This window comes from Bartonella sp. OC16QHHD (genome assembly GCF_042194035.1).
GTDB lineage: Bacteria > Pseudomonadota > Alphaproteobacteria > Rhizobiales > Rhizobiaceae > Bartonella.
On the sequence record NZ_JBHIMJ010000062.1, the window covers coordinates 1 to 26,880 of the forward strand.

A 26,880-nucleotide genomic window follows, 5' to 3' on the forward strand; every position below is an offset into this window, starting at 1 on the left:
TTTATCTCCTTGAATATGCTGGAGATACAATGCCTTTTTGCTAATTATGTTCCAAAAGGGATAAAGAGCAGCTAAAAAGGAATAGGAAAGATCTAAAGTTAAGATCGAGATCATCATGGTGGGGCATTTTCTTTTGAAACTTTTGTTTAAAGCGCGCTCATAGAGAGTTTTTGTTGATCATAAAAAAGGGGGGTGAAAACGACAAGGCATGCCTATAGGGCTTTATGAGGTCATTATAATATAGATGCTGTTTTATTTATATTCTTTCATAAATTTGAATTTTTATCTCATGACAATGTTTTGGTTGATAAACATATGATAAGCGTTACGAATGGGAATATATTTATGTTTCATAAATAAAAGCACATTTTGTATAGAGAGCTCTTTCTTTGTGTTTTCGCTATTGTATTCTTTTGACAAATGCTTTTCTTTTTGATTGTATCAAAAAGTTTAAAGAGAGATCTTGTTAGGATATAAAATGTTTCGTTCAACTTTTTTTAAAAATCGTGAAATCTATGGACCTCTTTGTATTGGCTTTGATCCGAGCCATAAAGTTTTGCAATCGTGGAAACTAAGCTTTGATTATAAAGGTCTAAAAGATTTTTGTGATATTCTCTTAACAGCAGTTGTTGGTAAAGTGGGTATTATAAAGCCGCAAGTCGCATTTTTTGAATTATATGGTGTGGAAGGTCTTCAAGCTCTCAAAGAACTGATTGAAAATGCACACGAACAAGGCATATTGGTTCTGGCGGATGCAAAAAGGGGGGATATTGGCTCTACTGCTGAAGCCTATGGTAAGGCTTGGCTTGGTCCAAGTAGTGCGTTCAAGGTGGATGCCATGACAGTTAATCCTTTTTTGGGTTTTGATGCTCTTATTCCTCTGATAAAGGTTGCAGAAGAAACAGGAGCAGGGGTTTTTGTGGTTGTTCAGTCTTCTAATCCAGAGGGGAAACAAATACGAAATGCGCTTATTGGTGATCAGACACTCTCTCTTCATCTTGCACAGTGTATTTGTGATTATAATAGTCAGTCTTCGGTTATTTATCATAATATTGGCCCCATAGGTGCGGTTATAGGAGCGACATTAGGATCTGAATCAAAAGACACAATCGAGCAGTTAAAAAATAGTCTGTTTCTCGTTCCGGGTATTGGCGCTCAAGGTGGAACAATGACACAACTAGCAAATCAATTTCCACAAAGACTTTGGCAGAATGTTATTCCCTCTGTATCACGCTCTATTACAGATGCTGGACGAAATATTGTTGATTTAAAAAATGTTATCAATCATTTTGCAGAACAAGCGCAAAGCACACTGATGTCTTGAGGATTTTTGCATCTGTAATAAATCTGAAGAATTCTGAAAGGGAGGGCTTTTGAGGGGGATGCTTCCGATTTATCCAGAATCAACAGTCGCTTTGAGGTTTCTTTCAACAAGCACAGATGTCTTTTCATTGAATGTTAAGCGGGCATTTCATGTTGAGCGGGGGGCTATGTTCCTATTGAAAATGCAAATATTTTCAGTAGATTGCCTTAAGGGTAAAGGTTTGCATCTTTTAAAAGCAAAAGCTTATGTATATTGTTACCAGTTTCCAGTTGATAAAGTTATTGCAGCGTTTGTTTCTATAAGATAGACACACGTTATCGGTGAATATATATATTGTTGTTAGAGAAAAATATGTTATCAAAACAAGAAAAAACCAAAGCCCGTTTACCCCGGGGGTTTGTTGATCGTACAAGTGCACAGTTGTATGCAACTGAAACAATGATTGCGCAAATTCGTGAAGTTTATGAACTTTATGGTTTTGAAGCACTGGAAACTCCAATTTTTGAATATACAGATGTGCTGGGTAAGTTTTTACCGGATTCAGATCGTCCAAATGCGGGCGTTTTTTCGCTACAAGATGATGATGAGCAATGGATGTCTTTGCGCTATGATCTTACCGCGCCTCTTGCTCGTTATTTTGCCGAGAATTTTGAAGTTTTGCCAAAGCCTTATCGCAGTTATCGTCTTGGCTTTGTTTTTCGCAATGAAAAACCAGGTCCAGGGCGGTTTCGGCAATTTATGCAGTTTGATGCGGATATTGTTGGAACACCAACGGTAGCAGCTGATGCCGAAATTTGTATGATGGCAGCCGATAGTTTGGAAAAACTAGGGTTTCAGCATCATGAATATGCCATTCGTCTGAACAACCGAAAAATTCTCGATTGTGTTTTAGAGAAAATTGGTTTGGGGGGAAATGAGCAGGCTGAAAAGCGCTTAACTGTCTTAAGAGCAATTGATAAGCTGGATAAATTTGGTTCTGAAGGGGTGCGTTTGCTTTTGGGAAAAGGGCGTTTGGATGAAAGTGGTGACTTTACAAAAGGGGCGGAGCTTAAGGAAAAAGAGATTGAGTGTATTCTTACCTTAACTGCTGCTGGAGCTGAAACAACAGAAGAAACGCTTGAGGCTCTTAAAGAAGTGGTTGGTGATCATGTTCAAGGGCGTGAGGGAATTCGTGAGCTTGAGGAAATGCAAGCAATTTTTGCCGCAAATGGCTTTCAGAATCGTATCAAGATTGATCCATCGGTGGTGCGTGGACTGGATTATTATACAGGTCCTGTCTTTGAGGCTACGTTGCTGTTTGATGTTTTCAATGATGATGGGCAGAAAGTTGTTTTTGGCTCCGTTGGTGGTGGTGGGCGCTATGATGGATTGGTGGCACGCTTTCGTGGTGAAAACATTCCAGCAACAGGTTTTTCAATCGGGGTCTCACGCTTGATCGCTGCTTTGCAAAATCTTGGAAAGTTGCCTATGAAGGAGACAACAGGGCCGGTTGTGGTGCTGATGATGGATAAAGAGCCAGAGGCGGTTGCTGGTTATCAAAAAATGGTGATGCAGTTGCGTGGTGCGGGAATTCGTGCTGAGCTCTATTTGGGGGCATCGGGGATAAAAGCGCAGATGAAATATGCAGATCGACGCCAAGCGCCTTGTGTGGTTATCCAAGGCTCACAAGAACGTGAGAGCGGAAAAATACAGATTAAAGATTTGATTGAAGGGGCGCGTTTGTCTCATGAAATTAAGGATAATCAAACATGGCGTGAAAGTCGACCAGCACAAGTGACGGTTTATGAAGATCAATTGGTCAAAACAGTACAGGATATTTTAGCCGCCCAAAAATGATAATGGTAAAAGTCTTTATCGAAGTGATTGTTCGAAATATTTTGGAAATTTGAAATTCAATTTTTAAAATTTGTGCTTTGCTCGTTTATACGTGTTGGTGCACGCGTTCAAAAGCGGGGTTTTGAAGTGCGTGCGGCATAAAAGAGAGATTTTTTAAGAGATAAATAAGCGCTATTTGCTATAAAACGTGCCCTTCTGAGGATGCGATGATAATGCGTTAAAATGAGCAAAAAAAATTGTAACGAACAAAAACTCTGAGAAAATTAAAGGGTTTCACGTAACGCTTCTGCAAAAGTTTATAAAAATATTGACAAGTTCATATTGGCTTCATCTTTGAATTCTCATCTATGAGTATCAAATCCTTTGATGTTCTCTTCTTGGACATTACAAAATCTAGCCTTATTGCAAAAGGAGGGAGAACTAGAGCGTTTTATCCTAAAAGACTTTTTAAGCTTCAAAAAACAATGGAATGACTTAAATCGAACAATTTTTTACAGGAGCATGTTTGGATGAATTGTAAGCTGCCATAATGGTAACTTACTAATAATATGCATTTTTCATAAAGTCAATTCTTTAACGGAGAAATGAAAATGGTCCAATATGATTTTACTCTGCTCTATGAACGAAATCCCTTTATTCTTGAAAGACCTGAGAATATTGGAAAATCATTTAAACTTCCTCCTTCAAATTTCGGATTTGAAGATCTTCCGCAAATTACCTTTTCAGGCGCCTCGTCGTGTCGGCGTATGATTTTTGGGTTATCATTTACTGGTATGAAAGCATTTTTTGTGATGTTGTGGCAGGTAGGGAAAATGTTAGATGAGGGGGATGATGTGGACTTATGGTTTGATCAGATAACATTGGATCATGATATTCTTGAAGAATTTTTGACTTGCGATCTTTCAATTCAAGAACCAGAATATCTTAATTTTGAAAGTTTTAAAGAAGGTATCAAAGAATTAGAAACAAATAAAATTGTAGCGAAGGGGACAAAAAAAGATTGTTATTTCATCAATCCAGATATTTTTGGTCTTCCTGAATGTGATGAAGATTTTGAGTTCGATGAAGAGGAAGAGATAGAAGCACACTTTACGGTAGAATACCCGAATAAACAACTTCTTTAACCGTTTTTCTCTTAGAGAAAAATAAAAGCTTAGAATAAATGGCTATGAGAACAGTAATGAGTCTGTTTATGGTATGTGAATTGGAATGTTTGCGGGATTTTTTTGATTGAATCTTCTTTATAAACGGTTCTTTATGCAGAGCAGTTTTTATACCATATTTGCTTCTTTTTATGAGACATAAGTTAATTTGAACTGTGCGCCTCTTCAAACAAATGTTTGATCTGTATTTTCCCTCTTGATGCTTTTGTGAACCTTGCAGTCTTGATGTTCACAGCTTTCGCCTTTGAAAGCATTTACGAGAAGCATTTTCACTCTTTTTAATCGTTTATTCATATGCCAATCCCACATGTTGTGGGCAAGAAAATGGTTTTGATGGTTGCAATATAAGAAGGGATAAAATGAGACACTCTTATGATATTCAGCTTTCACATTCAATAATGCAAAATTATAAATTATCTCTATAAATCAAACCATTTTCAACATAAAGGTTTTCTCAATATGAGGAGCTGAGCGTTGATTTTGCATAGTTTATCTATATGTTAATCCTTGATGTTTCCGAGAGAGTTTTTGCATGAATTTGCGCATTTGGCAATTGTATCCCCCTTTTTTGATAGCGTGCAACAGCTTTTAGCTCTTTATTTTTTAGCGCTACAACGGGATTTTTCATCGGCAATTTTCCAAGCTTTTGCAAAGCCGTTAAAACATGAAAGATTTATTGAAAAATTATTGTTGGAATATTTTCTCACTGAAGGCGCACAATCAACTTATCGTGTCTGCTTTCACGAATAGAGGTTGCAAAAAGTAAACGACACAAATTTCCTGAGGAGGGAGATTTGTGTCGTAAAATTTTGTTTAAATAGACGATTGGGGGAATTAGCTTTTCAAGGCTTTTAAAACATTTTGTGGTGAAGAAACTTCGTAAGGATCTGTTGCACAATTATCTGAAAAACCTGTTTCTTCGAACCATTGTTCAACTACACCATCATTAATAACAGCTGCATAGCGCCATGATCGCATGCCGAAACCAACATTGTCTTTTGCAACCAGCATACCCATTTTGCGCGTGAATTCACCAGAGCCATCGGGAATTAATTTCACATTTTTGATATTTTGTGCTTTTCCCCAAGCATTCATGACAAAAGCATCATTGACGGAAAGACAATAAATTTCATCAATACCCGCTTGTTTAAATTCATCATAGAGTTTTTCAAAATCAGGCAGCTGAAAGGTTGAGCAAGTAGGGGTAAAAGCTCCAGGAAGAGAAAAAAGAATAACACGCTTTCCTTTAAAGTAAGCATCGCTGTTAACTTCTTGCCACCGATAAGGATTGTCTCCATCCACTGATTCATCGCGTACGCGTGTGTGGAATGTTACATTGGGAACTGTTTTTTTCATCATTATGATGCTCCTGTATTCTTTTACGAAAATTTTGTTTTAAAACAGCCTTCGTATTTAAAAACATATGGCAAAAAGCGTTTTAAATAAAAGGGCTTCTTTAAAAATTCTTACTTCTGGTGAGTGTGCAAATATTTCACACTTCCGTCAAGTAGAATTAATGGTCGACTTTGGATACTCTTCACCTTAAAGTTAAAGGAAAGAATATGAAGGATTGATATGACCGTAAAGACAGTTTTAACCACGGCTTTTGAGGGGCAAAAACCGGGAACGTCTGGTTTGCGCAAAAAAGTGTCTGTTTTTCAACAACCCCATTATGTAGAAAACTTTATACAGTCTCTTTTTAATAACATTGGGCCTCTTGAAGGAAAAATGTTGATTCTTGGGGGGGATGGGCGCACTTTTAATCGTACTCTCCTTCAGATTGTGTTGAAGATGGCGGCGGCGCATGGTGTCTCTCTTATTAAAATGGGAAGGGGCGGTATTCTTTCTACACCTGCCGTTTCGCATCTTATTCGTAAAACTCATGCCCATGGTGGACTTATTCTTTCTGCAAGCCATAATCCTGGTGGTCCAGAAGGAGATTGTGGTATTAAATACAATGTTTCCAATGGTGGGCCCGCTCCTAATTCTTTATGTGATGCTATTTTTGCAACATCGCAACGTCTTTCTTTTTATAAAATTCTTGAAGCACCAGATATTGATTTAGATAGGCAAGGTACGATCTTTATGGGAGCCATGCGGATTGATATTATTGATCCTGTCGCTGATTATGTTGCTTTGATGCAGGAGCTTTTTGATTTCGACTGTATTGCCAAGGCCGTTGATCGAGGTCTTACTTTACGGTTTGATGCCATGCATGCGGTAACAGGGCCTTATGCTCATGAAATTTTTGAAAAATGTTTAGGATTTTCTGAAGGGACGGTGGTTAATGGTATTCCTTTGCCAGATTTTGGAGGCGGTCATCCAGATCCCAATTTGGTTTATGCCAAGGCTCTTTATGATTTATTGATGTCAGAGAAAGGACCAGATCTTGGCGCAGCCTCTGATGGTGATGGAGATCGTAACCTCATTATTGGTCGTCAACAATTTGTTTCGCCTTCGGATTCTTTGGCTATTATGGCTGAACATGCACACCTCATTAAAGGATATCGGAAAGGCGTGGTGGGGATAGCACGTTCTATGCCGACGGGGCGTGCTGCTGATCTGGTTGCGGAAAAAAAAGGACTAAACTTTTTTGAAACGCCAACGGGATGGAAGTTTTTTGGAACCCTTTTGGATGCGGGAAAAGTAACCTTTTGTGGTGAAGAAAGCTTTGGAACGGGCTCTCATCACATCCGCGAAAAAGATGGTTTATGGGCTGTATTATTTTGGTTAAATCTTTTAGCGGTAACAGAAAAAACTGTCGCACAAATTGTTCAACAGCATTGGCACACCTATGGGCGTTTTTACACGTTACGGCATGATTATGAAGAAGTCGAAGCAGACAAAGCTTTGGAAATTATAGAGCATTTGCGTGCGCACTTACCACATGCAGGAACTGAAATTGCTGGATTTTTCGTCAAAAAAGCAGATGATTTTACATATCATGATCCCGTTGATCAGAGCGTTAGTACGCAGCAAGGTATCCGTATTTTTTTCGAGAATGGCGCACGGTTGGTGGTTCGTTTGTCGGGAACAGGGACGCTAGGTGCTACTTTACGGCTTTATTTTGAACAATATGAAAGTGATCCGCGCAAACACAATTTTAATCCGCAAGACGTTCTTAAACCTTTGCAACAGGTGGCATTAAAACTGTTAAATATACAACAAGCATTGGGGAGAGATCACCCTGATATTATCACCTAAGATCATTGGAATGTTTTTTTGTAAAGGTATGATGATTGATCACATGGGTGTGATTTTAGGGGCGTGATTTTATGTGCATAAGGGAGATCTTCCATTTTCAAGCTCTCTTTGTTTTTTCCTCTCTTACATATCAATCGGATTCCTAAAACTGCCGGATTCTTAAAACTAAATGCTGTAGGAAATTATAATCGAGCATAATCGGAGCATTTATGTCCAATGGGTTTGCTCAATGGCTTGATAGAAATTTTTGTTTAATAGGGGAATGTTTCTCATACAAAACAAAATACGATCATTATTGCACATTTCATATGTTTGTTTTAAAGAAGCTTCTCTCTCAAGACACTAAAAACGCATCTTATGCGTGTTGCTTTGAAAGGGATAACCAGCCATCCATTGAGCAGCACCATTTTTACGCTTATGAGAGAGTAAGACGGCACCATTATTCACTTTGCCCGCTTTCAATGTTGGCTCTTATATTTGAGAGTGTTTAGTATTTTGGATAATCGTTTTACACGGCTTTTCCTACTTGTAACATGCAAAAGGCTTTGCTTGTTTCAATGTAAAAGGGGCTGAGAGAATCTCAGCTTATTTATCGGCTCTCATTCAATATACAAAACCATTAACTATGATTATAAATCAGTCTATTCTCTAATATTATGACTGTTATCTTTACTTAAATAAAAGGTTAATTGGGGACATCATTTTCTTGTTTCTCAATGCTGCAATAGTTTTTAGCTCTCTGAGAACGTTTTATTCAGAGATGTTCCTTTTCTAATTGTTTTGTTATCCATTCGTTAATTGCATTGGTGATGTATAAGAAAATGATTTTGATTAATTTATTAGAGAGAATGCAGTGCGTAAATTTTATGATATGCGGGGGGCTTATTTGAGTTGTATAATGATAATCATTTTTATAAACCCATGTATGGTATGTGATGAGGGCATTCATAAACACAGTTGGCAGATGAGAGTTGAAACAAAGGGAAATGTTTTTCTAAAATAATGGACAATAAGCACTTCTTGCTTTATGACCAGTCATAATGAATGATTTTTCTTTTAATAAGGGGAATTTATGACCCAATATCCCAAATGTCCTCGTTGTGATTGTCTTTATACTTATGAAGATGGTGAAAATTTTGTGTGTCCTGAATGCGCACATGAATGGCCACAAAAAAACGATGATACGGTTCTTGTCAATACTGTTTATGATGCCAATGGTCAGATTTTAACAAACGGAGATACCGTTATGGTGATAAAAGATCTGAAAGTAAAAGGCGCTTCATCTGTTTTAAAAGGGGGGACGAAGGTAAAGAATATTCGCTTGGTGGATGGGGATCATAATATCGATTGCAAAATTCCTGGGATTGGTCAGATGAGTTTAAAGTCGGAGTTTGTGAAAAAAGTTTAGGCATTTATTTTCTTGCAATTGTTTTTGCATTTCGTTGGTTTCCTATTTTTACATTCTTCTCTAATTGGGCATATTTTTCTCCAATGGGCTTCTTTTCTTGTTTCATAGATCACACCAATCAGATAGAAGCAATATGTTTTCCTTTATTGCAAAGCCATGTCTCGCAGAGAAATAGCGACACTTTCTTTTCTTTTAATATGTGGTTATGGGGGACTGGATGTTGACTCACAAGCAACAATAAAAGTATGCGCTTTATGAGAAGAACAACGCCGTAAAGTAGACAAACTTATTCCTGCTGAATTGAAAAAATATTCTTTCTTTTTTATCAGATAATTTCTCAAACAACCATAATAGATTTGGCTTCGATGTATTTATTTTTTATGGGTAGTTACACCTTTTTCGTTATATTTATGGAAATGAGATTGAAAATGATAGGGGGAATTCTTGATTTTAAGAATGGAAAAAGGACGCTATGATCTTGACAAGGTCGTACTGTCATTCATTTTCCAGCTCTTAGTTCTGCAACAGTCTCTTATAAAAGTGTGCATAAGCGCTATTAAAAATAGTTTTTGTTATTATCCAGTTTGTGCTGTGTAAGCGGACGATTTTGATTGGTGCAACATAAACAGAATTGAAATAAGAAGAATGTCAGAATTCTCATTCAAGTTGCAAAATGTGATCTTTGTCAACTTGCTGCTACAAAATATTGATTTATAATAATAAATTAGCGTTATTCATATTGAATTAGAACCCCGAATAACGTGGGATTCTCTCATTTCAAATCTGTTCCATGTTGAATCAATTAAAATCACTTGCTTGCACACCACACGCGGGGCTGGCGTGTGGGTAAAGTGAGGAAAGAAAGGAGTAAAAATGGCTCTTATGAATCGTCTTAAGTGCCAAGGGCTGTCGCAACATTGGGGGCTCGCAGATATAATGATGGTGCCGGCTTGCTACAAGAAGTATTTTGCATGATTTTATCGTTTGGAGAGCTGAGAAAGATGAAGCAAATGGGCACTCTATCTTGCAATGTTTTCTTTTTTGGGTTTTCTTTTTTGTAACGGGGTGTATTTTCTTGGTTAAAATTGCATGACAAGATGATGAGATAAAATAAATTTAAAGTGCACGCTCATGCGTTGTACTTCTGTGTACGTATAAATTGGTTTATTGAAACAACTTATGCTCTTAAAAGGGCAGAAAGCTTTTTAAGGCATATGTGGAGGAGCAAGGTGAGTGAAGATATCATTATTTGACAGATTTTTTAACAATACTCTATTTTTATGGCTGCATGGCTTACTTCTAAAATTTCAGGAATAAAATGACGTAAGATTTTTGCACTCCATGTTTGAGCGCTGTTGAAGAGGGGCAATCGGTGTGGTTATTTTACCTATTGAGGTCAATATTTATTGTGGCATGGCTTCAACGCCTAAAACTTCAGGGATAAAATGGCGTAAAAGATTTTCAATACCATGTTTGAGGGTTGCCGTTGAAGAGGGACATCCAGCACAGGCGCCGCGCATATTGAGATAAACAATACCATTTTCAAATCCACGAAAAGTAATATCTCCACCATCATTGGCAACTGCGGGGCGGATACGCGTTTCAAGGAGCTCTTTAATGGTTAAGACAATATCAGCATCTTTTTTGTCATAAAATTCTTCGTTAAGGGCATGGGTTTGTGCTTGTGTTGTGGCGTTGGTGGTGATCACTGGCTCATTGGATAGAAAATGTTCCATAATTGTGCCTAAAATGACGGGCTTAAGATGTTGCCATTCCCCTTCTTTTTTGCTTACGGTGATAAAATCATAACCTAAAAAGACACCATTGATATTGGGAATATTAAACAGTTTAGCCGCTAAAGGTGAGTTTTTAGCTGCTTCTTCACGGTCACGAAATTCTAATACGCCCTCAGAAAGAACCACGCGTCCTGGCAGGAATTTAAGTGTTGCAGGGTTTGGGGTGGTTTCAGTTTGAATAAACATAGATTCTCCTTTTATAATGAAGGCTTGGGAAGATCTTACATTGTATAATATTATATTTTTTAGGCAATAGATCTAATATCTTCATCGGCAAGATTGCTAGGAATAACAATGACAGGGATTGAAAAAGCTGTCCCTTTATTCCCGATTAATTGAACAAGGGGTCCTGGTCCTTCTGTATGTCCACTGGCTGCTAAAACAATGAGTGCAATCCTTTTATCTTCGTCGATCAGTTTGGAAATCTCATCAATTTTTTTTCCTTCACGCACCACTATTTCTGTTTCAAGCGCATGGGTGGTGCGGACTTCATTGGCAATGTCTCCTAATATTTTATGAGCACTTTGCTTTGATTCTGTACGCATAACGTTGTTAACACCCAGAAAATGTTGAAATTCTACACTATCAACGACACAAAGTAATACCAATGTTCTACTGGTATTTTGGGCATGCTGTGCGGCAAACGCAACGGCACGCCGACACTCTGGTGTTTCATCGATAATAACTAAGTTTTTTTTCTTTGGTTCTTTTTTCGGATTTTGGGGTTTGGAAATCATGCACTTTCTCTATTTTGTACAAACGATTTTTTTGCTCTCTACAGTTTTTAGTTTTATTATTTTTATGTATTGTGCAAAAATCCAATAATTTCACGAATTTTTTTCATATTTTCTTCTGCGAGCATACTAGCACGTTTAGCGCCATCATGCAAAACAGAGTCGATATAACCGCTTTCTTGATGAAGGCGACGTAATTCTTCTGTTATAGGGGCAAGCTTATGGACAACAAGGTCGGCTAGAGCTGTTTTAAAATGCGAAAATTGTTGACCAGAAAATTCTAAAAGAATCTTTTCTTTGCTAACTTTGGCAAAGGCGGCATAAATACCAAGCAGGTTATCTACTTCTGGTCGTTCTTTTAAAGCGGTTAGGGTATCGGGAAGAGGAGCCGAATCCGTTTTGGCTTTGCGTATTTTTTTTGCGATAAGATCAGCGTCATCGGTCAAATTAATGCGTGAAAAATCTGAAGGATCTGATTTTGACATTTTTTTTGTCCCATCGCGCAAAGACATAACGCGTGTGGCTGTTGTTCCGATAAGCGCCTCTGGGAGGGGAAAAAAGCCTTGTCTTTTTTCTTCATCTGTTTGCATAGAGATACCAAAATTTAATTCGGCAATACGCTGTGCATAGTCGTTGTTAAATTTTTGTGCAATATCGCGTGTGAGTTCAACATGCTGTTTTTGATCTTCGCCTACTGGAACATGCGTTGCACGATAAACTAAAATATCAGCAGCCATCAAAGTGGGATAGGCAAAAAGCCCGATGGATGCTTTTTCGCGATCTTTTCCCGCTTTATCTTTAAATTGTGTCATGCGTTGAAGCCAGCCGATACGGGCAACACAATTAAAAATCCAGGCAAGTTCAGCATGTTGAAAAACACGTGATTGGTTAAAAATAATGTGTTTTTGAGGATCAATACCGCAGGCTAAAAAGGCTGCTGTCACTGTTCTGGTGGATTCGCGTAAAGTAAGGGGATCTGGGTTGACTGTGAGCGCATGCATATCCACAACACAATAGAGGCAGTGATGAGAGTTTTGCAGTTCAACCCAACGCTGAATGGCTCCAAGATAATTGCCAAGATGTAAATGACCACTCGGTTGTACGCCGGAAAAGACAAGTGGTGTGAAGGTATCCATAGGAGTGCTCTTTCTTCAATTAAGGTTATTCATTTTATTGTTTTTGACAAAGTATAGATATTATGAGCGTTTTTTCAAATTTTTAAGCGTGTGAAAAAAGGAACGGGTGTTGAATAAAAAATAGGCACTAAAATAGATCAAAAATATGCCAATCATGATCCCAGCTAAGGTGATCGCGCGCAAGAAAAATGATGCTTGTGAGGATAAAGGAAAAGACAAAAAACCAAACACATTCAATCCGTAATAGAGGGCTAGTGCACTCAAAAGAGTTGCCATCATGAGACATAATATTCGCTTTATCAGTTGGAAGTCGTATTTCCAATAACCGCGTTTGATAAGGACACTCCACAGCAAAAGGGTGTTGGCCCATCCAGAGGTAATTTCAGCAATAACAATGCCTCGTGCAGATAGAATAGGAAATAATGTTAAGGCGAGACTGATATTGATGAAAACGCAAATACCTGTAAAAATCATCGGTGTTTTGGTATCTTCATGAGCAAAAAAATTAGGAATAAAGACTTTAATGAGAACAAAAGCTGGAAGTCCTAGTCCATAAAGTTCCAGTAATTGTGCAACATGGTGTGTTGATTGACTGGTAAATTGTCCTCGTTCAAAGAGCAAACTGACAATGGGAGTGGAGAGCAGCAAAAAAGCGATGGATGCTGGAAGTGTTAACAACAATGTTAATTCAATAGAGCGATTTTGTAAATGGTGGGTTTCTTTATGCTTTTTGCTCCGCAAAGCGCGTGTTAACTCTGGTAAAAGAACGGTTGCAACGGCAATGGCGATTACGCCTAAAGGCAATTGATAAAGACGATCAGCATACATCAAAGAAGAGACAGCACCCGATTGACTAGAAGCAATGTTGGTATTAATAAGCAAATTAATTTGCGTGATGCCACCTGTGATGGCTGCTGGGAATGCTAAAGTTAATAGCTTACGAACATTAGGACTTAAATGGGGCTGGCGGAAGGAAATTTTCATTCCACTTTGACGCAAAGCAAGGGCAATTAAGGTGAGCTGAAGAAGCCCTGCTGCCAATACACCCCAAGAGAGATTTAAGCCAATATGCCAAGCGTCAAGTTTATAGATCCAAGCATAGGCAAGCACACCAATCAGAATAATATTTAAAAAGAGTGGGGCAATGGCGGCAATAAAATAGCGTCGCAGCGCATTAAGCATGCCCCCCATCATGGCAGCAAGCGACATGCAGGTTAAATAGGGAAACATGATTGCAGTAAAGTGAATTGTAGCGTTAAATTTTGTTGCATCTTCGGTAAAACCTGGGGCAATAATGGTTCGTACCAAAAAAGGCATACTCAGTTCCATCGCAATCGTTAACAGTAAGAGCAGCGAAAAGAGAACGCCAAAGACTTCTTCTGCAAATTTGCATGCCGTTTCGTGACCTTCTTCAGTGATTTTTTTTGCAAAAAGAGGAATGAAAGCAGCGTTAAAGGCACCTTCAGCAAAAAAACGACGAAATGTGTTGGGAAAACGAAAAGCAGCGTTAAAGGCATCAGAAACAGGACCTGTCCCTAGGGCTGCGGCCATAAGCATTTCGCGTACGAAGCCAAAAATACGGCTCATGAGGGTTCCGGAAGCAACTGTTGCAATTTTTTTAATCAATGTCATAAAGATATATCAGCTTTGTTGTAAAGAGAAGCGATGACAGGAGAAATAAAGCGTTTTAAATCGTAAAAATCTGATCTCTATCCTAATCAAGGATACTTTTTGTAAGCGTTTTACGACGGTGTTTATCTTTCTGTCAACAATGGTGCTTGAAGACTTTTTTATGCTCCTTGTTTACTGTTGCATTAAAGTTTTTATTGTTGCCATAAAATAATTAAAATTTCTTTTTCAAACTGAAATATGCGAGTGATATCACAACAATTTGAAGGGATATGTAGGGATATATAATGATAATTTCTCTTTATGGTGTGATGTCGTGAATAGTGCAACCCAATACCGTTCTGTTTTATGTGAGGGGTGTGACCCTATTAAAAGAATGCAAATAAAATAAAAGCGTGGAGCAATGCGCAATTTTCATTATTAAAAAAAACAGCGCTTTAGATGTTTTTAAAAGTCGTAAGGCTGAGCTAAAAGGTGATGGTAAAGCTGGTGATTGGTTTTCACTTTTACGGCTTTATGTTCTCCCAAAATTTGTCTGCCCTCCTGTTTTAGAGATTACATAAACAAGAGGATAGGAAGATATGATCTTTCAACAGCATTTTTGCTGTTCAGGTTTCTTTTCACAGTTGATGAGGATAAAATCTGAGGAAATAAGATAAAATTACTCTCTCATGGTTTCCATTCTCGTTGAGGTGCAATTGATTTGCCGATGAAGGCAGAGGGGGGGTAAAGGCTATCATTTTTACCAGAGGGGGCAAAAAAGTTAAAGTTTATAAACCTTTTAGATATTCATTGCCATTGCTTTTATGTGCTCCGTTTTGTGAGGTTGAATATTTTCTTGTCTTTTGGGACTCTGATTGACGATTTCTATCATTTTTTGCACTTTAATTGCTTCTTTATCAAGGGTGTTGGAACATTTTTTTTCATTATTTTTCTTTATAGATTGATGCTGGATAGATTGATACTGGTTTGGTGCTAAGCGCTCATCGAATTTATGGTTATAAAAATACATGGGTTGTATATGCGGTTCTATCTCTTTTATCTGCTTGACTATTTCCATAATCTCTTTTGCTTTGATGGTTGATGTGCCAAGACTCTTCGCAAGTCTTTCAGGATTATTTTCTTTTATAACTTCATGCTCATTTGAAGATAAGCGCTCATTGATTTTTTTGATATAAGTCCTTATCTCTCCCCTTAATTCAGGAGAGTTTGATAAAGTTTCTTGCTGTTGTGCTTTTGACAAGGAAAGGAGATTTTTCATCCAAGCCTTAGGCATTTCTACCGACTGTTCACACCGCCTTTGTTTTACATGATGGGTATGGAGAATGTCTCTTTCTGTTTGTTTAGAAATATTGATATAACGATCAATGGCTCTACAGAGGGGCAAAATATTTTCTTCAGCATGGGCGCGCGCGTTGTTTTTGATGCCAAATACATTGCTACCAGAAAGCTTAGAAATCGATTGGGGAGAGGTGGTAATTTGATAGGTGAGTTGTTCTCCTTCAGTATGATTTTCATGGATCATCTCAATTCTTTCCCGCAAAATATGACGATTGCCATAAATGATTTGGCACAAAGTTTCTATTTCTTTTCTTCTTGCTTGAATGGATGCGTTGTTTTTTATCCTTGTGGCAATTTCATTGTTGGTAAGGGGGGCTATTGTTTGTGCGGGGATAAGCACTTCTTGCTGGTTTTGAATTTTTGGTGCTGTAAAGGAGAGGGCGTCACCGATTTTTAATGTCTGTATTTGCTCTGGGGTGAGATCTTTTTTATTTCCCAAGATGAAAATTCCGTTAGCATCAAGCATAAAGCCATTGGGTCCACTGCCTCTGTAAAAGCCTTTATAGGTATGACCTTCTTTTGCTGTTATAATAAGATAATGATGAATACTCTCAAGCCCGATATGTTTCATACTGTCCATGAATTCTTTTAAAATAAGTGTTTTTTCTGGATTTGAAATATCTTCAAGCAGATGTTTCATTTCTTCTTTATCGTTATGTTTTAGCGATGCAATACTGGCAAGATTCATACGTTTTTCTGTTACAAGAGAAAAGTCGAGTGTGTGGCCAGCAACTTGCCCAAGTTTTTCAAAAAACATTCGTTGCGTGCGTCCATTGCCTTCTCTGAAAGGATGTGTATAGTTGAGCTGTATCAACATTTCAGTGACATGTTCAACAAATGTTTCGCGGGTTAAGCCTTTTAAACTATTCGTTTCAGCAAGTATTTTATCTAAATTTTCTAGATTCTCCTGTATCTGTTTTGCTGAGGCAAAAGAAATCCCAGCTTTTTTCATCATTGGCATATAAGCAACGGTACCATCTTCAAATGTAAATGGTTTTTCGCGTGTTTGTCCGGCCCATTCAAAAGTATTTTTAAATAGGGTGTGATGAATATATTGGAGATATGTGGAGGTTAGTTTTTGTGGTGGCGCTTCTTGGCGCAGATGAATGATTGCTTTTGTTGTATCATGGGCACATTGCACTTTTAATTTTCCATAGTCTTTTATTCCATATTTATTCTTTAAGGTGATACTATTGGGGTAAAAGAAATTACGGTGTATTGTCTTATTTTCTTCGGTTTCAGGCGGTGAGGATAATTTCTCCTGTAAGGTGAGAGGGATGGTGTCCGTTTTTCTTGCACCAGTATCCCAGTATGCCATTGCTTTTTTTGGGGGCTGTTTTGTTCTTTCTTGATGATCAGAGCGTGTCTCCTTTGTCATTTTGACAGATATTGAATTATTTGTCGCTGTATTACTGCTCTGTAAAATGTTTTTTTGAAAATCTTTTTGCATTTGCCTCATAGCGGAAGCCGATTGAGCAATTGGTTGTGCCATTTGTTCTTTTTCTTGTTCTTGCAAACTTTGGGGCATAACTTCAACGCTGTCATGTAAAGCATGAGGGACAATCCACGGTGAAAAATGGGCTTGTTCTTTTTTCTTTGTTTGAATGGATGCGTTGTCTTTGCTCTTTTCAGTTATTTCATCGTTTTTAAGAGTGGCTCTTTTTTCTTCTGGAAGCAATGTTTTTTGCTGGGTTTTTTCTGGGTTTTGAACTTTTTGTGCTGTAAAGGAGAGGGTATCACCGATTTTTAATGTCTGTATTTGCTCTGGGGTGAGATCTTTTTTATTTCCCAAGATGAAAATCCCGTTGGCATCAAGCATGAAGCCATTGGGTCCACTGCCTCTATAGGTACCATGATAGGTTTCTCCTTCTTTTGCAACGACAGCGAGATGATAATTTTTTTCATCCAATCCAAGCTCTCTCATAGAGTTGGTGAATTCTCGTAAGAGGAGCAATTTTTCTGGATTTGAGATATCTTCAAGCAGATGCTTCATAGGCTCTGGGTTGCCATGTTCCATGGCAGCGGCGCGGACAAAGTCTTTACGTTTTTTGCTCACAAGAGAAAAATCTAGCTCATGTCCTGCTGCTTGAGAGAGTTTTTCAACAAACAGTCTCTTTGTGCGCCTATTGCCCTCTCTGAAAGGATGCAAGTGGTGCAAGTCTATCATTATACTAGCTGCTTGTTCAACGAATTCTTCGCGCGTTAAGCCTTGTAAATTATTCTTTTCAGCAAGCGTTTTATCTAACTTTTCTAGTCCCTCCTGTATTTTTCTGCCAATCGCAAAAGGTTTTGTAAATTCTTTCTTTTTCAAAATGGGCATAGAAGCAACAGTGCCATCTTCAAATGTAAAAGGCTCTTCGCGTGTTTGTCCGGCCCATTCAAATGCACGGGAAAAGAGGCGTTGATGAAGGTATTTGAGATAAGAGGCATTAAACTGCTCTGGTAGAGGTTCTTGGTGCAGTTTTATCATTTCTTTTTTTACATCATTAGAACAGCATTCTTTTAATATTTCTTTATCTTTGATGCGGTATTTATTTTTAAGCACTTTGCTATTGGGGTAGAAAAAATTTTGCGCTTCTTCATTGATTTGCTTTGAAATGGCTGCATTAATTACAGAGTGTTGTTCTTGCAATTCTTCCTGTGTAGAGGAGGCACAATGTTCTGTGTTTTCTTTCATGCATATTTCCTTTCAAATGGTAACATTATTTTTTGATTTTTTTTGTTTACATTTTTTGCCTTATGTTATTTTCATAGTGTTTTCTTCAAAGAAGAATGCCTATTTGAATGATTGAAAAAATTGACCTTATTCGCATGGAACAAAGTTAAAGTTTGTAATTTTTATAAAGTATTATCGTGAAATTTTATCAATGAATTCTGTAAAATAATGGGGTGTCTTATTCAAAATTTTCTGTATTTCATACACCGTCTTTGGTGCAATCTTGGCAAGATAATTGCACCAAAGTTTTGGATGAAAAGCCAACAATTAGGAGATTTATCACGACAAAGCCATTGCTTTTGATGTTTCGGCTCTGCGCGGTCGAACATGCGGCTGGTCTTCCTGTCTAGAAGTTTCTGCAACTTCTTGATGCCGCTTTGCTGTTGAGCGTTCAGGCAGCTTTGGGGGCTGCGATAAGCTTTGCTGCTTTTGTAATTTTTTATCGAGATCGGTAGGTGGTTGATAACGTTTTTGTTGTTCTGCCTGATGGTTTTGCACAATGGTTTCTCTTAACTGTTTTACAGTTTCAGCATACTCCTTAATGACGGTACAAAGAGTAGGAAGATGTTCTTCAGCGGCTTTGCGTGCTCCATTTTTTATGCCAAGGACTTGTCTACCAGCAAGCGGAGAAACAGATGTACAATCCTTTTCAATTTGAAATACAAGCTCTTCTCCCATCTCTGGAATTTTTTGCATATCTTCTATTCTATATTGCAAAATAAATGGATCCTTATAAACAATTTGGCACCAATATTGGATCTCTCTTTGACCATATTGAACCGATGGATCTTTTTGAACTCTGCGGGCAATTTCCTCATTTGAGAGAGGCTGTATTTTCTTTTCTGAATTGAGCGGATTTTGTAAATGTTGATTTGTTAGCTCTTCCTCTTGTGCTTGTCGCTGATGTTGTTGTTCCGTGTGAGAACCTTGTAAAATATTTTCACTTTTTGTATATTTTGAAGTATACACATAACCGTTAATGGCAGCACATAGGGTGGGAAGAGTTTCTTCAGCTTTTCTGCGCGCATGGTTTTTTATGCCAAGAACTTTTCTACCAGCAAGCTTAGAAATAGACTTAGGCTGTTCTGTAACATCCCATAAGAGCTGTTCTCCCATATCGGGGTTTTCTTTGATTGCTTCTATTCTTTCACTTAAAATAAGCCGGTCGCCATAAACCTTTTCGCACAAAAATCGTATTTCTTCTTGATATGCTACGAGCAATAGCTCTCTTTCCATTGTATTAATAGATGGTTTTTGTTCGTGAGACGATTTTGGTTGTTCAATTGCTGTGTGTGGAGAGGCAGGCTTTTGGACGACAGTATCGCTTTGTTTTCTGTTTTCCATACGGTGCGGTTTTCTTGAAGGCGGGACGGCATATGTTCCACTGTCTTGTGATGATGAACTGCTTTGCTGCCTGATTTTCATATGTGATAGTGTTTTGGGTCTAACACTTGGTTCGTGTGTTTCAGGATTTTGGATTTTTGTGCCGTTTTGCACTCTGTCTCTCATGCGTGGGGGTGTTTGCGGAGTAGGCGTTGCATAGAGATGTTCTCCCTCTTGAGCTGTTGTTTTGTTTTGTTGCTTATCTTTTGCGCGTGGAGGTCTTTGTGGAGCTGCTTTTGTGTGCGGAGAGGAGTGTTCTTGGATTTTTGAGTTGGGGATTTTTGTGCCGGTTTGTGCTTTTTCTCTCATGCGTGGAGGAAGGGGCGGAGCCACTTTTGTCTGTAGGGAGGGGGACTCTTTAACTGTTGGTTTATGTTGTTGCCTCTCTTTTGCACGCGGGGGTTTTTGTGGAGCTGCTTTTGTGTGCGGAGAGGAGTGTTCTTGGATTTTTGAGTTGGGGATTTTTGTGCCGGTTTGTGCTTTTTCTCTCATGCGTGGAGGAAGGGGCGGAGCCACTTTTGTCTGTAGGGAGGGGGACTCTTGAACTGTCGGTTTATGTTGTTGCCTCTCTTTTGCACGCGGGGGTCTTTGTGGGGCTGCTTTTTTTTGTGGGGGAGGCGCCTCTTGGTTTTTGGCGTTAGGAGGCATTGTGCTGGTTTGCATTGGGCTTTTCATACGAGGGGGTGGTGGTGGAGCAACTTTTGGGTGGGGGGATAAATTTTCTGGGCGTTTTTCTACAGTTGCTTTTGGCAAACTTTGAGAAACTTGGGAAGGAGGGGTTCTGGTGGGGGATTGTTCAGCCGGTTGTTGAAATTTTTCCATCATTTCGGTGATAAAAGGGGAGGGATTTCTTTTTTTCATACATGTTCCTTTCAAACTCTTCCAATATTGTTTTTAAATACTATTTAAAAATGTACGTTGGTTTTTATTCTGTTTTATGCTTTTTCATTTGCTTTTATGAGAGAGGATATGAAACTGAATGCTCTCGCACGATTTGACTCTCATGGTTCAGATCATAATCATTCTCTAAAGATTATTTTCTCAGTGTTTGGGTTAAGGGACAGAAAAATAAATTTTGTTTCAATTTTTCTCTCTTTCTTGGCGCAAACACCTCTTTCCTGTGTTGCGCCAAGACGTTAGATTCAACGTGAAAACTTATGTCTGTTTAGCTGGCAAAAGCCATCGCTTTTGGGGCGGCAGTTTTGCGAGGACGAATATCTGTTTCTCTTTGTTGCGTAGAGGGTGTTGCTCCTTCATGCGTTACTATTGAAGGCTCGGGACGTTGAGCAGACTGTGAGACGCTTTGTTGTTGGTGCAAGTTTTGCGCTCTCTTAGAAGGTGCTTCATTGTGTTCTTGTTTTGTCTGCTGAGTTTTTGAAAGGCTTTCTCTTACTTGTGTTACAGCTGTTGCATAATTGTCAGCGGCGTCAATGAGGTGAGAAAGACCCGCTTCAGCATGTCTGCGTGCTTTATTTTTAAAGCCACAAAAGTTACGACCAGTGTATTTGTTAAAAGACTGAGGATTTCCGGCAAGTTGCTGTGCCAGCTGTTCTATTGTTTCAGGGTTTCGGAAAAGCTCTTCTGTTTGTGATTGCAAAATGTTTGTGTTGCCAAAAACAACTCCGCACCAATATTGGATTTGGGCATGGTGTCTTTTGACTTTTGAATGTTGTTGAATTTGGGTAGAAATTTCTGTCTCTGAAAGCGTTTCTTTTTCCCTTTGGGAACGATCTGGTTTTTTTAGAAGTTCAGCGACGGCTTCCTTCCCCATAAAGCGTTCATAGTTTTTGAGTTCTTGCTCTGGAGATTGTAAGAGGCTCTCTCTTGCCTGTTTTACGGCTTCTGTATAACAATCAACGGTGATACTGAGAGCGGAAAAACACTCTTCCGCTTGTTTACGCACTCGATTTTTAAAGCCCAACATGCTGGTGCCGGAAAGTTTAGCAAGACTTTCAGGATGGGCTGCCATGCGCCATGAGAGCTCTTCTCCTGCAGCGGGATTTCTTTGAATTTCCTGCATTTTTTCTTGCAAAATGTTTGGGTTACCATAGGCACTTGCGGATAAATGTTGGATTTCTTCTTGATAGGTTCTAATTAATGAATGGTGTGGAAGCAATAGAATGATTTCTTCCTCTGAGAGAACTCTTGTTGTCCTTTGGGTAACTTGTGAAGTAACTGTTGAGTGTGTCGTTTCAGGTTTTTGCTGCCTTTTGGTAGAGCCGCCTCTTGTTAACGAAGCTGTTGGATTTGTTGATGCATGTACAGTTTCTTCACTTAAAAGAGATTGTCTTTCCTCATCTTCTTCCGGTATGGATGACAGTCTTTTGCTTTTTGAAGGTGTTTCTTTAGGAAGGGGGGCTGCGCCTGAGACCTCTGCCGCCGCTTGTTCATAGAGCCTTATAAGTTCTTGTATTGAAGAGGATGGAAAAGGATGAGGGTGTTTTTTTTTCATGCATGTTTCCTTTCAAAAATTGTTTTAGAAAACCTCTTTGGTGCATTCTTGCCTTTTATACTTGGATCGCTTTGAGACAAAAGAAATATCGAGCTGAATGAGCTTCCAAAGATCTGCGCTATTTGCAATCAGCTTAATGGACATTTGTGTCTTTTATATAGTTTTTTTGTGAAATATTATCAATAAGTTATGGTCAATCACAAAGTACATTTTTAGGACTATTTTTTGTAACATTCTAAAACAATTCTTGGCGCAATCGCAATAAAACGATTTGCGCCAAGAAATTCACTGAAAAAGAGATTATATGAAAAACAAAAATTGATCTGTTTTTATGTTTATGCCCCCTTACATGGCATAAGCTATCCCTTTTTCTCCTTGTCTTTGTCGTTGTGGACTGTGTTCTGGACTATTTTGTTCTTGTCCTCTTTCGTGATGACGATGATGGTGATGATGGTGATGATGGCGTCTTTGTTCCGCTAGAGGGGTTTGCGATAGCCTCTCTGTGGCTCTTTCTACAGCCTTTGTATAATCATCAATGGCGTCAACAAGCGGTTTAAAACCCTCTTCAGCTTCTTTGCGTGTTTGACTTTTTATGCCAAGTGCGGTACGGCCAGCGAGCTTATGTATAGATTCAGGATCTTCAGCAAGTTGATTTGAAAGCTCTTTTCCTTTATTGGGATCTGTAAGTATGCTTTGCAAATGTTTTTGGAAAATTGTATCATTGCCATAAACAATTTTACTCCAATGTATGACCTCTTCTGCACGTGCTTGGACCTGTGGATTTTTTAAAAGCATTACACTCTTTTGGTCAGTTGTGAGAGAAGGTGAAGATGATCTTCCTTTTTGTTGTGGAGAAACCTCTGTGTAGTTAGTTTCAGTTTCTTGTTGTCTTTGATTATGGTGTCTCCCTCTTGAAAGAGGAGAAACGCTGCTCACTGATGCGTATAGAACTTCCTCTTCACGTTTTGGGGGAGCAACCGTTGTGTAATCGGTTTCAGTTTCTCGCTGTCTTTGCTTAGGGTGTCTCCCTCTTGAAAGAGGGTCAATTTCGCTAACTGATGCGTATATTAGCTCTTCTTCTTGGTTTTGGGTGCGCTGGTTTCCTCTGTTTTGTTTATTAACTTGTGCATAGAGGGGCTCTTGGCTCTTGGCTTCTGAGTGTGGGTGACTTTTTTTCATGGCTGTTTCCTTTCAATATTTTTAGAAAACCTCTTTGGTGCATTCCCCACTTTTAGTTTTGATAACTTTTATATAAAGGAAGATATCCAACTGAATGACCGCCAAAGATTTCGCGCTATTCGGGAGTAGTGTAACGGACCTTTGTGTCTTTTATACAGTTTTTTTATGAAATTTTATCAATAAGTTATGATAAATTATAGGATTCTTTTTTAGAACTATTTTTTGTAATATTTTAAAACAACTCTTGGCGCAATCCCGATGAAACGATTTGCGCCAAGAAACTCACTGAAAAAAAATTACATGAAAAACAAAAACTATCTGTTTTTACGTTTATGTCCACTTACATGGCAAAAGCCATTCCTTTTTCTCCATGTCTTTGTCGTTGTGGGCTGTACTCTGGACTATTTTGTTCTTGTCCTCTTGCGTGATGATGATGGTGGTGGTGGTGGTGTCTGTGTTCTGCTTCTCTTTCTGGATTTTCTTGTTTTTGACCTCTTTCTCTTTCCTGTTCACGTGTAAACTGTTTATGGAGCTTTTGTGCCGTATGTATATGCCTCTCAAGAGCTGAGCAAAGGTGGGTAAACTCATCTTCAGCTTCTCTGCGGCTTGGAGATTTTACACCAAGTATTTTGTGACCTGCAAGCTTACCAGCGCTTTGAGGATTTTCTGCAAGGTCCCATAAGATTTGTTCTGCATTTTGAGGATCGTCAAGGATCTTCGCAAGTGGTCCATTCAAAGCATGTTCTTTTCCATAAACAACTTTGCATCGCTCTTGGATTTCTCTTACACCATATTGAAAGCTTGTGTTTTGTAAAAGCCTTGTTGTAACCACATCTTTTGGGGTTCTGGGAGGGGAGATTCTATTTCCGCCAACGCCTAGATAGATGGGATTTTCTAGTTGTTCAGACTCTTGCCCGCCTTCAGCCCCCATGCCAACCGTTGTATAGACAGATTCGAGTGATCTTTGGGGAGAGCGTCCACCATTTGCACCAAAATCAAGCTCTGCATAGAGATGTTCTGGTTCTTGGGGATGTCGTCCACCCTGTGCACCTCCACCAACTGTGTCGTAGGGTGTTTGCCAACCTTGCGCCGCCAGATCCGTTATTGAATAGGGGTTTACGAGTCTGTCGGTGCGTCGCCCATCACTCGGTCTCCCACCAAGTCTGTCATAGGAATTTCCTAGTGGCTTTTGGGGAGCATAGATCGTTTTTGGTGGTTGTTGAAGTGTATATTGTTGTGAGTTGCGCTGTTCTTTGGGTGGTTTGTTAACCTTTGCGTAGAGGTCTCCTACATTAGAAGCTCCTAGATTTTGTTGTTCAAGTGGCTTTTGGGGAGCAAAGACCGTTTCTGGTGATTGTTGAAGTGTATATTGTTGTGGGGTGCGCTGTTCTTTGGGTGGTTTGTTAACCTTTGCGTAGAGGTCTCCTATATTAGAAGCTCCTAGATTTTGTTGTTCAAATTGTCGTCTTAGTTCCTCTACATTGGTAGAAGGAGTTGGGTGACTTTTTTTCATGGCTGTTTCCTTTCAATATTTTTAGAAAACCTCTTTGGCGCATTCCCCACTTTTTTGATATTTTTAGGACAAAAGAAGAATATCAAACTGAATGGTCTCCAAAGACTTCACGCTATTCATATTGATATGTAATGGACATTTATGTCTTTTATACAGTTTTTTTATGAAATATTATCAATAAGTTATAGTAAATTATAGGATTCATTTTTAGGACTATCTTTTGTAACATTTTAAAACAATTGGTGGGCGTAATGGAGATAAAATGATTGGTATAAAGAGTTCTGTTGGAAGGCAAAAGTTCACGCGTTTTTAGCCGGTAAGAGCCAGCGATGAAGAGCGACTAACTTTCAAGCTGCGAGCTTGACATTGTGCTTCTTGGGTGTTCTTTACAGTATTCGCAATTTCTTTTGCTTTGCTTTCCGATGTCCCAAGGAGGCAAGCTAGTCTGGTATAATCTTTTTCTTGTATGGCTTTACGATCTTCTGAGGATAGACGATTGTGTAGTTGTCGTGAAAAGGTATGGAGTTCTTGTCGCAGTGAACGAGAATGCAATAAAGCTTCCCTTTGTTGTTCTTCTGGTAAGGCAAAAAGGTTTTGTAAATTTTTTCCAGGTTTTTCGACAGTGTGGTTCAGGCGATTTTGTTCTCTTTGGTGTTGCTCTAGAATTTCATCTTTTGTTTGTTGTGTTATTGCGCCATAATTTTTAAGGGCTTGGCTGAGTTGTGGAACAGCCTGTTCGGCTTGTCTGCGATTTGAACTTTTCATGCCAAGTATTTTACTCCCAGCAAATTTAGAAATTGATTGAGGGTTTTGTAGAGTTTCATCGGCAAACTGATTTCCTAAGTTTGGAGCTGCCGTTATGATATCCAATTTTGTCTTTAAGGCCTGGGTTTTACCATAAACAGTCTTTGATAAATTTTCGATTTCTTTTCGGCACGCTTCAACATAAGCGTCATTTGAAATCCTTGTGAATAACTCTTCATGGGTAAGAGGGGCTAAAGTTTCTTTTGGGATCAGTGTTTCTTTTAAGCTTTGAACGTTGGTTTTTTGAAAGCAGAAGCGGGCACCGTTTTGTAATGTTTTGACGAGTTCTGGGGTGAGATCATCTTTGTGTCCGACGACGAAAGCCCCTTCTATTTCCATGACAAAACCTTCTGCTGAAAAACCTCTAAAGATGCCTTCATAGGTTACATCTTCCTTTGCTGCAACAACAACACGATCGTTAATTTCATCCAGTCCAGCGTTTCTCATTTGGGAGATGAACTCTTTTAAAACAAGGGATTTTTGCGGATGGGTGATATCTTCAAAAAGATCTTTCATCGGTTGGGGATTGCCATGTTGCATAGCTTCAATACAAGCTGCTGTCATCCGTTCTTTTGTGATGAAAGAAAAGTCAATGGTATATCCTGCGGCTTGTCCAAGTTTTTCCATAAACATTCGATTTACGCGCCCATTGCCTTTTCTAAAAGGATGTGCGTGCTCGAGCGCCATAAAAACTTCAGCGGCACTTTCAGCAAATTCTTGGCGCAATAAACCTTTTAAATTGTTCTTTTCATTAAGTGTTTTTTCGAGTTGTTTTAGTTCTTTTTGAATCTGCGGTCCAATAGCAAAAGGAATTTCATAGGCTTTGGGACGCATCGCCGGCATATGGGCAGTGGTGCCATCTTCAAATGTAAAGGATGTATCACGGGTTTTTCCAGCCCATTCAAAAGTTTTGTAGAAGAGGCTCCAGTGGATTAGTTTTAGATAGGAAGCATCAAATTTTTGTGGGGGTGGTTCATGGCGAAAATTTACGGCTGCTTTAGTGACGTCATGGGTACTGCGTTGATACAGTTTTTTAGGGTCTTTGATGCCATATTTATTTTTGAGTGTTTTGGTTCCTTTATATAGATAATTTTGCTCTAACATGTAATCTCTCCTAAGTAGGTAGGGTGGTGGTTGATGAGCGTCTTAAACGCTGCATGTGAAAAATTCCCCTTCGCGTATTCTTTTGAGATTTTGGGTGTTATGAGAGGGAGTGCTTTTCCCTTCAGTGTATGGATGTTGTATCAATCGTTTTGTGATGC

Annotated in this window: 17 protein-coding genes; 6 read left to right on the forward strand and 11 right to left on the reverse strand. The window is 38.8% G+C overall.

Annotation, left to right across the window (positions count from 1 at the left end):
- Window positions 1–478 precede the first annotated feature (478 nt).
- The 4 genes from pyrF to ACFIK1_RS06445 all read left to right on the forward strand — a co-directional run bounded on the left by pyrF (window position 479) and on the right by ACFIK1_RS06445 (window position 5,073).
- The gene (gene pyrF / locus ACFIK1_RS06430) at window positions 479–1,324 is read left to right on the forward strand and encodes an orotidine-5'-phosphate decarboxylase (protein WP_375634394.1); all 846 of its coding nucleotides are present in this window, start codon (window positions 479–481) and stop codon (window positions 1,322–1,324) included.
- 351 nt (window positions 1,325–1,675) lie between these two features.
- Window positions 1,676–3,160, forward strand: coding sequence for a histidine--tRNA ligase (gene hisS, locus ACFIK1_RS06435; protein WP_375662366.1), 1,485 nt, complete (start codon window positions 1,676–1,678; stop codon window positions 3,158–3,160).
- A gap of 590 nt (window positions 3,161–3,750) precedes the next feature.
- Window positions 3,751–4,284 carry a replication protein gene (locus tag ACFIK1_RS06440; protein ID WP_375662367.1) on the forward strand — a complete coding sequence of 178 codons (534 nt, stop codon included), beginning with the start codon at window positions 3,751–3,753 and terminating at the stop codon, window positions 4,282–4,284.
- Window positions 4,285–4,851: 567 nt separating this feature from the next.
- Window positions 4,852–5,073 carry a hypothetical protein gene (locus ACFIK1_RS06445; RefSeq protein ID WP_375662368.1) on the forward strand — a complete coding sequence of 74 codons (222 nt, stop codon included), beginning with the start codon at window positions 4,852–4,854 and terminating at the stop codon, window positions 5,071–5,073.
- An 84-nt stretch (window positions 5,074–5,157) separates the two neighbouring features.
- Here ACFIK1_RS06445 and ACFIK1_RS06450 read toward each other — a convergent pair whose 3' ends face one another.
- The gene (locus ACFIK1_RS06450) at window positions 5,158–5,682 is read right to left on the reverse strand and encodes a peroxiredoxin (RefSeq protein ID WP_375634401.1); all 525 of its coding nucleotides are present in this window, start codon (window positions 5,680–5,682) and stop codon (window positions 5,158–5,160) included.
- Window positions 5,683–5,898: 216 nt separating this feature from the next.
- Between ACFIK1_RS06450 and ACFIK1_RS06455 the strand changes: the two genes are divergently transcribed.
- Together ACFIK1_RS06455 and ACFIK1_RS06460 are read left to right on the forward strand one after the other, a co-directional pair.
- The gene (locus ACFIK1_RS06455; RefSeq protein WP_375655288.1) at window positions 5,899–7,527 is read left to right on the forward strand and encodes an alpha-D-glucose phosphate-specific phosphoglucomutase; all 1,629 of its coding nucleotides are present in this window, start codon (window positions 5,899–5,901) and stop codon (window positions 7,525–7,527) included.
- A gap of 1,072 nt (window positions 7,528–8,599) precedes the next feature.
- The gene (locus ACFIK1_RS06460) at window positions 8,600–8,935 is read left to right on the forward strand and encodes a zinc ribbon domain-containing protein YjdM (RefSeq protein WP_375618296.1); all 336 of its coding nucleotides are present in this window, start codon (window positions 8,600–8,602) and stop codon (window positions 8,933–8,935) included.
- 1,403 nt (window positions 8,936–10,338) lie between these two features.
- Here the strand turns inward: ACFIK1_RS06460 and ACFIK1_RS06465 are convergent.
- From ACFIK1_RS06465 to ACFIK1_RS06510, 10 genes are all read right to left on the reverse strand, one after another.
- Window positions 10,339–10,917 (reverse strand): NifU family protein, encoded by a 579-nt coding sequence (locus tag ACFIK1_RS06465; RefSeq protein WP_375662369.1) that lies wholly within the window; start codon window positions 10,915–10,917, stop codon window positions 10,339–10,341.
- A gap of 59 nt (window positions 10,918–10,976) precedes the next feature.
- Window positions 10,977–11,468, reverse strand: coding sequence for a universal stress protein (locus tag ACFIK1_RS06470; protein WP_375662370.1), 492 nt, complete (start codon window positions 11,466–11,468; stop codon window positions 10,977–10,979).
- Between the two features lie 62 nt (window positions 11,469–11,530).
- Window positions 11,531–12,601: a tryptophan--tRNA ligase gene (trpS, locus tag ACFIK1_RS06475; RefSeq protein WP_375662371.1), complete on the reverse strand. Its 1,071-nt coding sequence runs from the start codon at window positions 12,599–12,601 to the stop codon at window positions 11,531–11,533.
- Between the two features lie 60 nt (window positions 12,602–12,661).
- Window positions 12,662–14,233 (reverse strand): murein biosynthesis integral membrane protein MurJ, encoded by a 1,572-nt coding sequence (murJ, locus tag ACFIK1_RS06480; protein WP_273790944.1) that lies wholly within the window; start codon window positions 14,231–14,233, stop codon window positions 12,662–12,664.
- Between the two features lie 778 nt (window positions 14,234–15,011).
- Entirely contained in the window at window positions 15,012–18,248 is a 3,237-nt protein-coding gene (locus ACFIK1_RS06485; RefSeq protein WP_375662372.1) for a BID domain-containing T4SS effector, read from the reverse strand.
- A 318-nt stretch (window positions 18,249–18,566) separates the two neighbouring features.
- The gene (locus tag ACFIK1_RS06490) at window positions 18,567–20,531 is read right to left on the reverse strand and encodes a BID domain-containing T4SS effector (protein WP_375662373.1); all 1,965 of its coding nucleotides are present in this window, start codon (window positions 20,529–20,531) and stop codon (window positions 18,567–18,569) included.
- A 304-nt stretch (window positions 20,532–20,835) separates the two neighbouring features.
- Window positions 20,836–22,122: a BID domain-containing T4SS effector gene (locus ACFIK1_RS06495; protein WP_375662374.1), complete on the reverse strand. Its 1,287-nt coding sequence runs from the start codon at window positions 22,120–22,122 to the stop codon at window positions 20,836–20,838.
- Window positions 22,123–22,467: 345 nt separating this feature from the next.
- Window positions 22,468–23,301, reverse strand: coding sequence for a BID domain-containing T4SS effector (locus tag ACFIK1_RS06500; RefSeq protein WP_375662375.1), 834 nt, complete (start codon window positions 23,299–23,301; stop codon window positions 22,468–22,470).
- Between the two features lie 340 nt (window positions 23,302–23,641).
- Complete coding sequence (locus ACFIK1_RS06505) at window positions 23,642–24,814, reverse strand: BID domain-containing T4SS effector (protein WP_375662376.1); 1,173 nt, start codon at window positions 24,812–24,814, stop codon at window positions 23,642–23,644.
- 309 nt (window positions 24,815–25,123) lie between these two features.
- Window positions 25,124–26,722 (reverse strand): BID domain-containing T4SS effector, encoded by a 1,599-nt coding sequence (locus ACFIK1_RS06510; RefSeq protein WP_375636859.1) that lies wholly within the window; start codon window positions 26,720–26,722, stop codon window positions 25,124–25,126.
- Window positions 26,723–26,880: the final 158 nt, after the last annotated feature.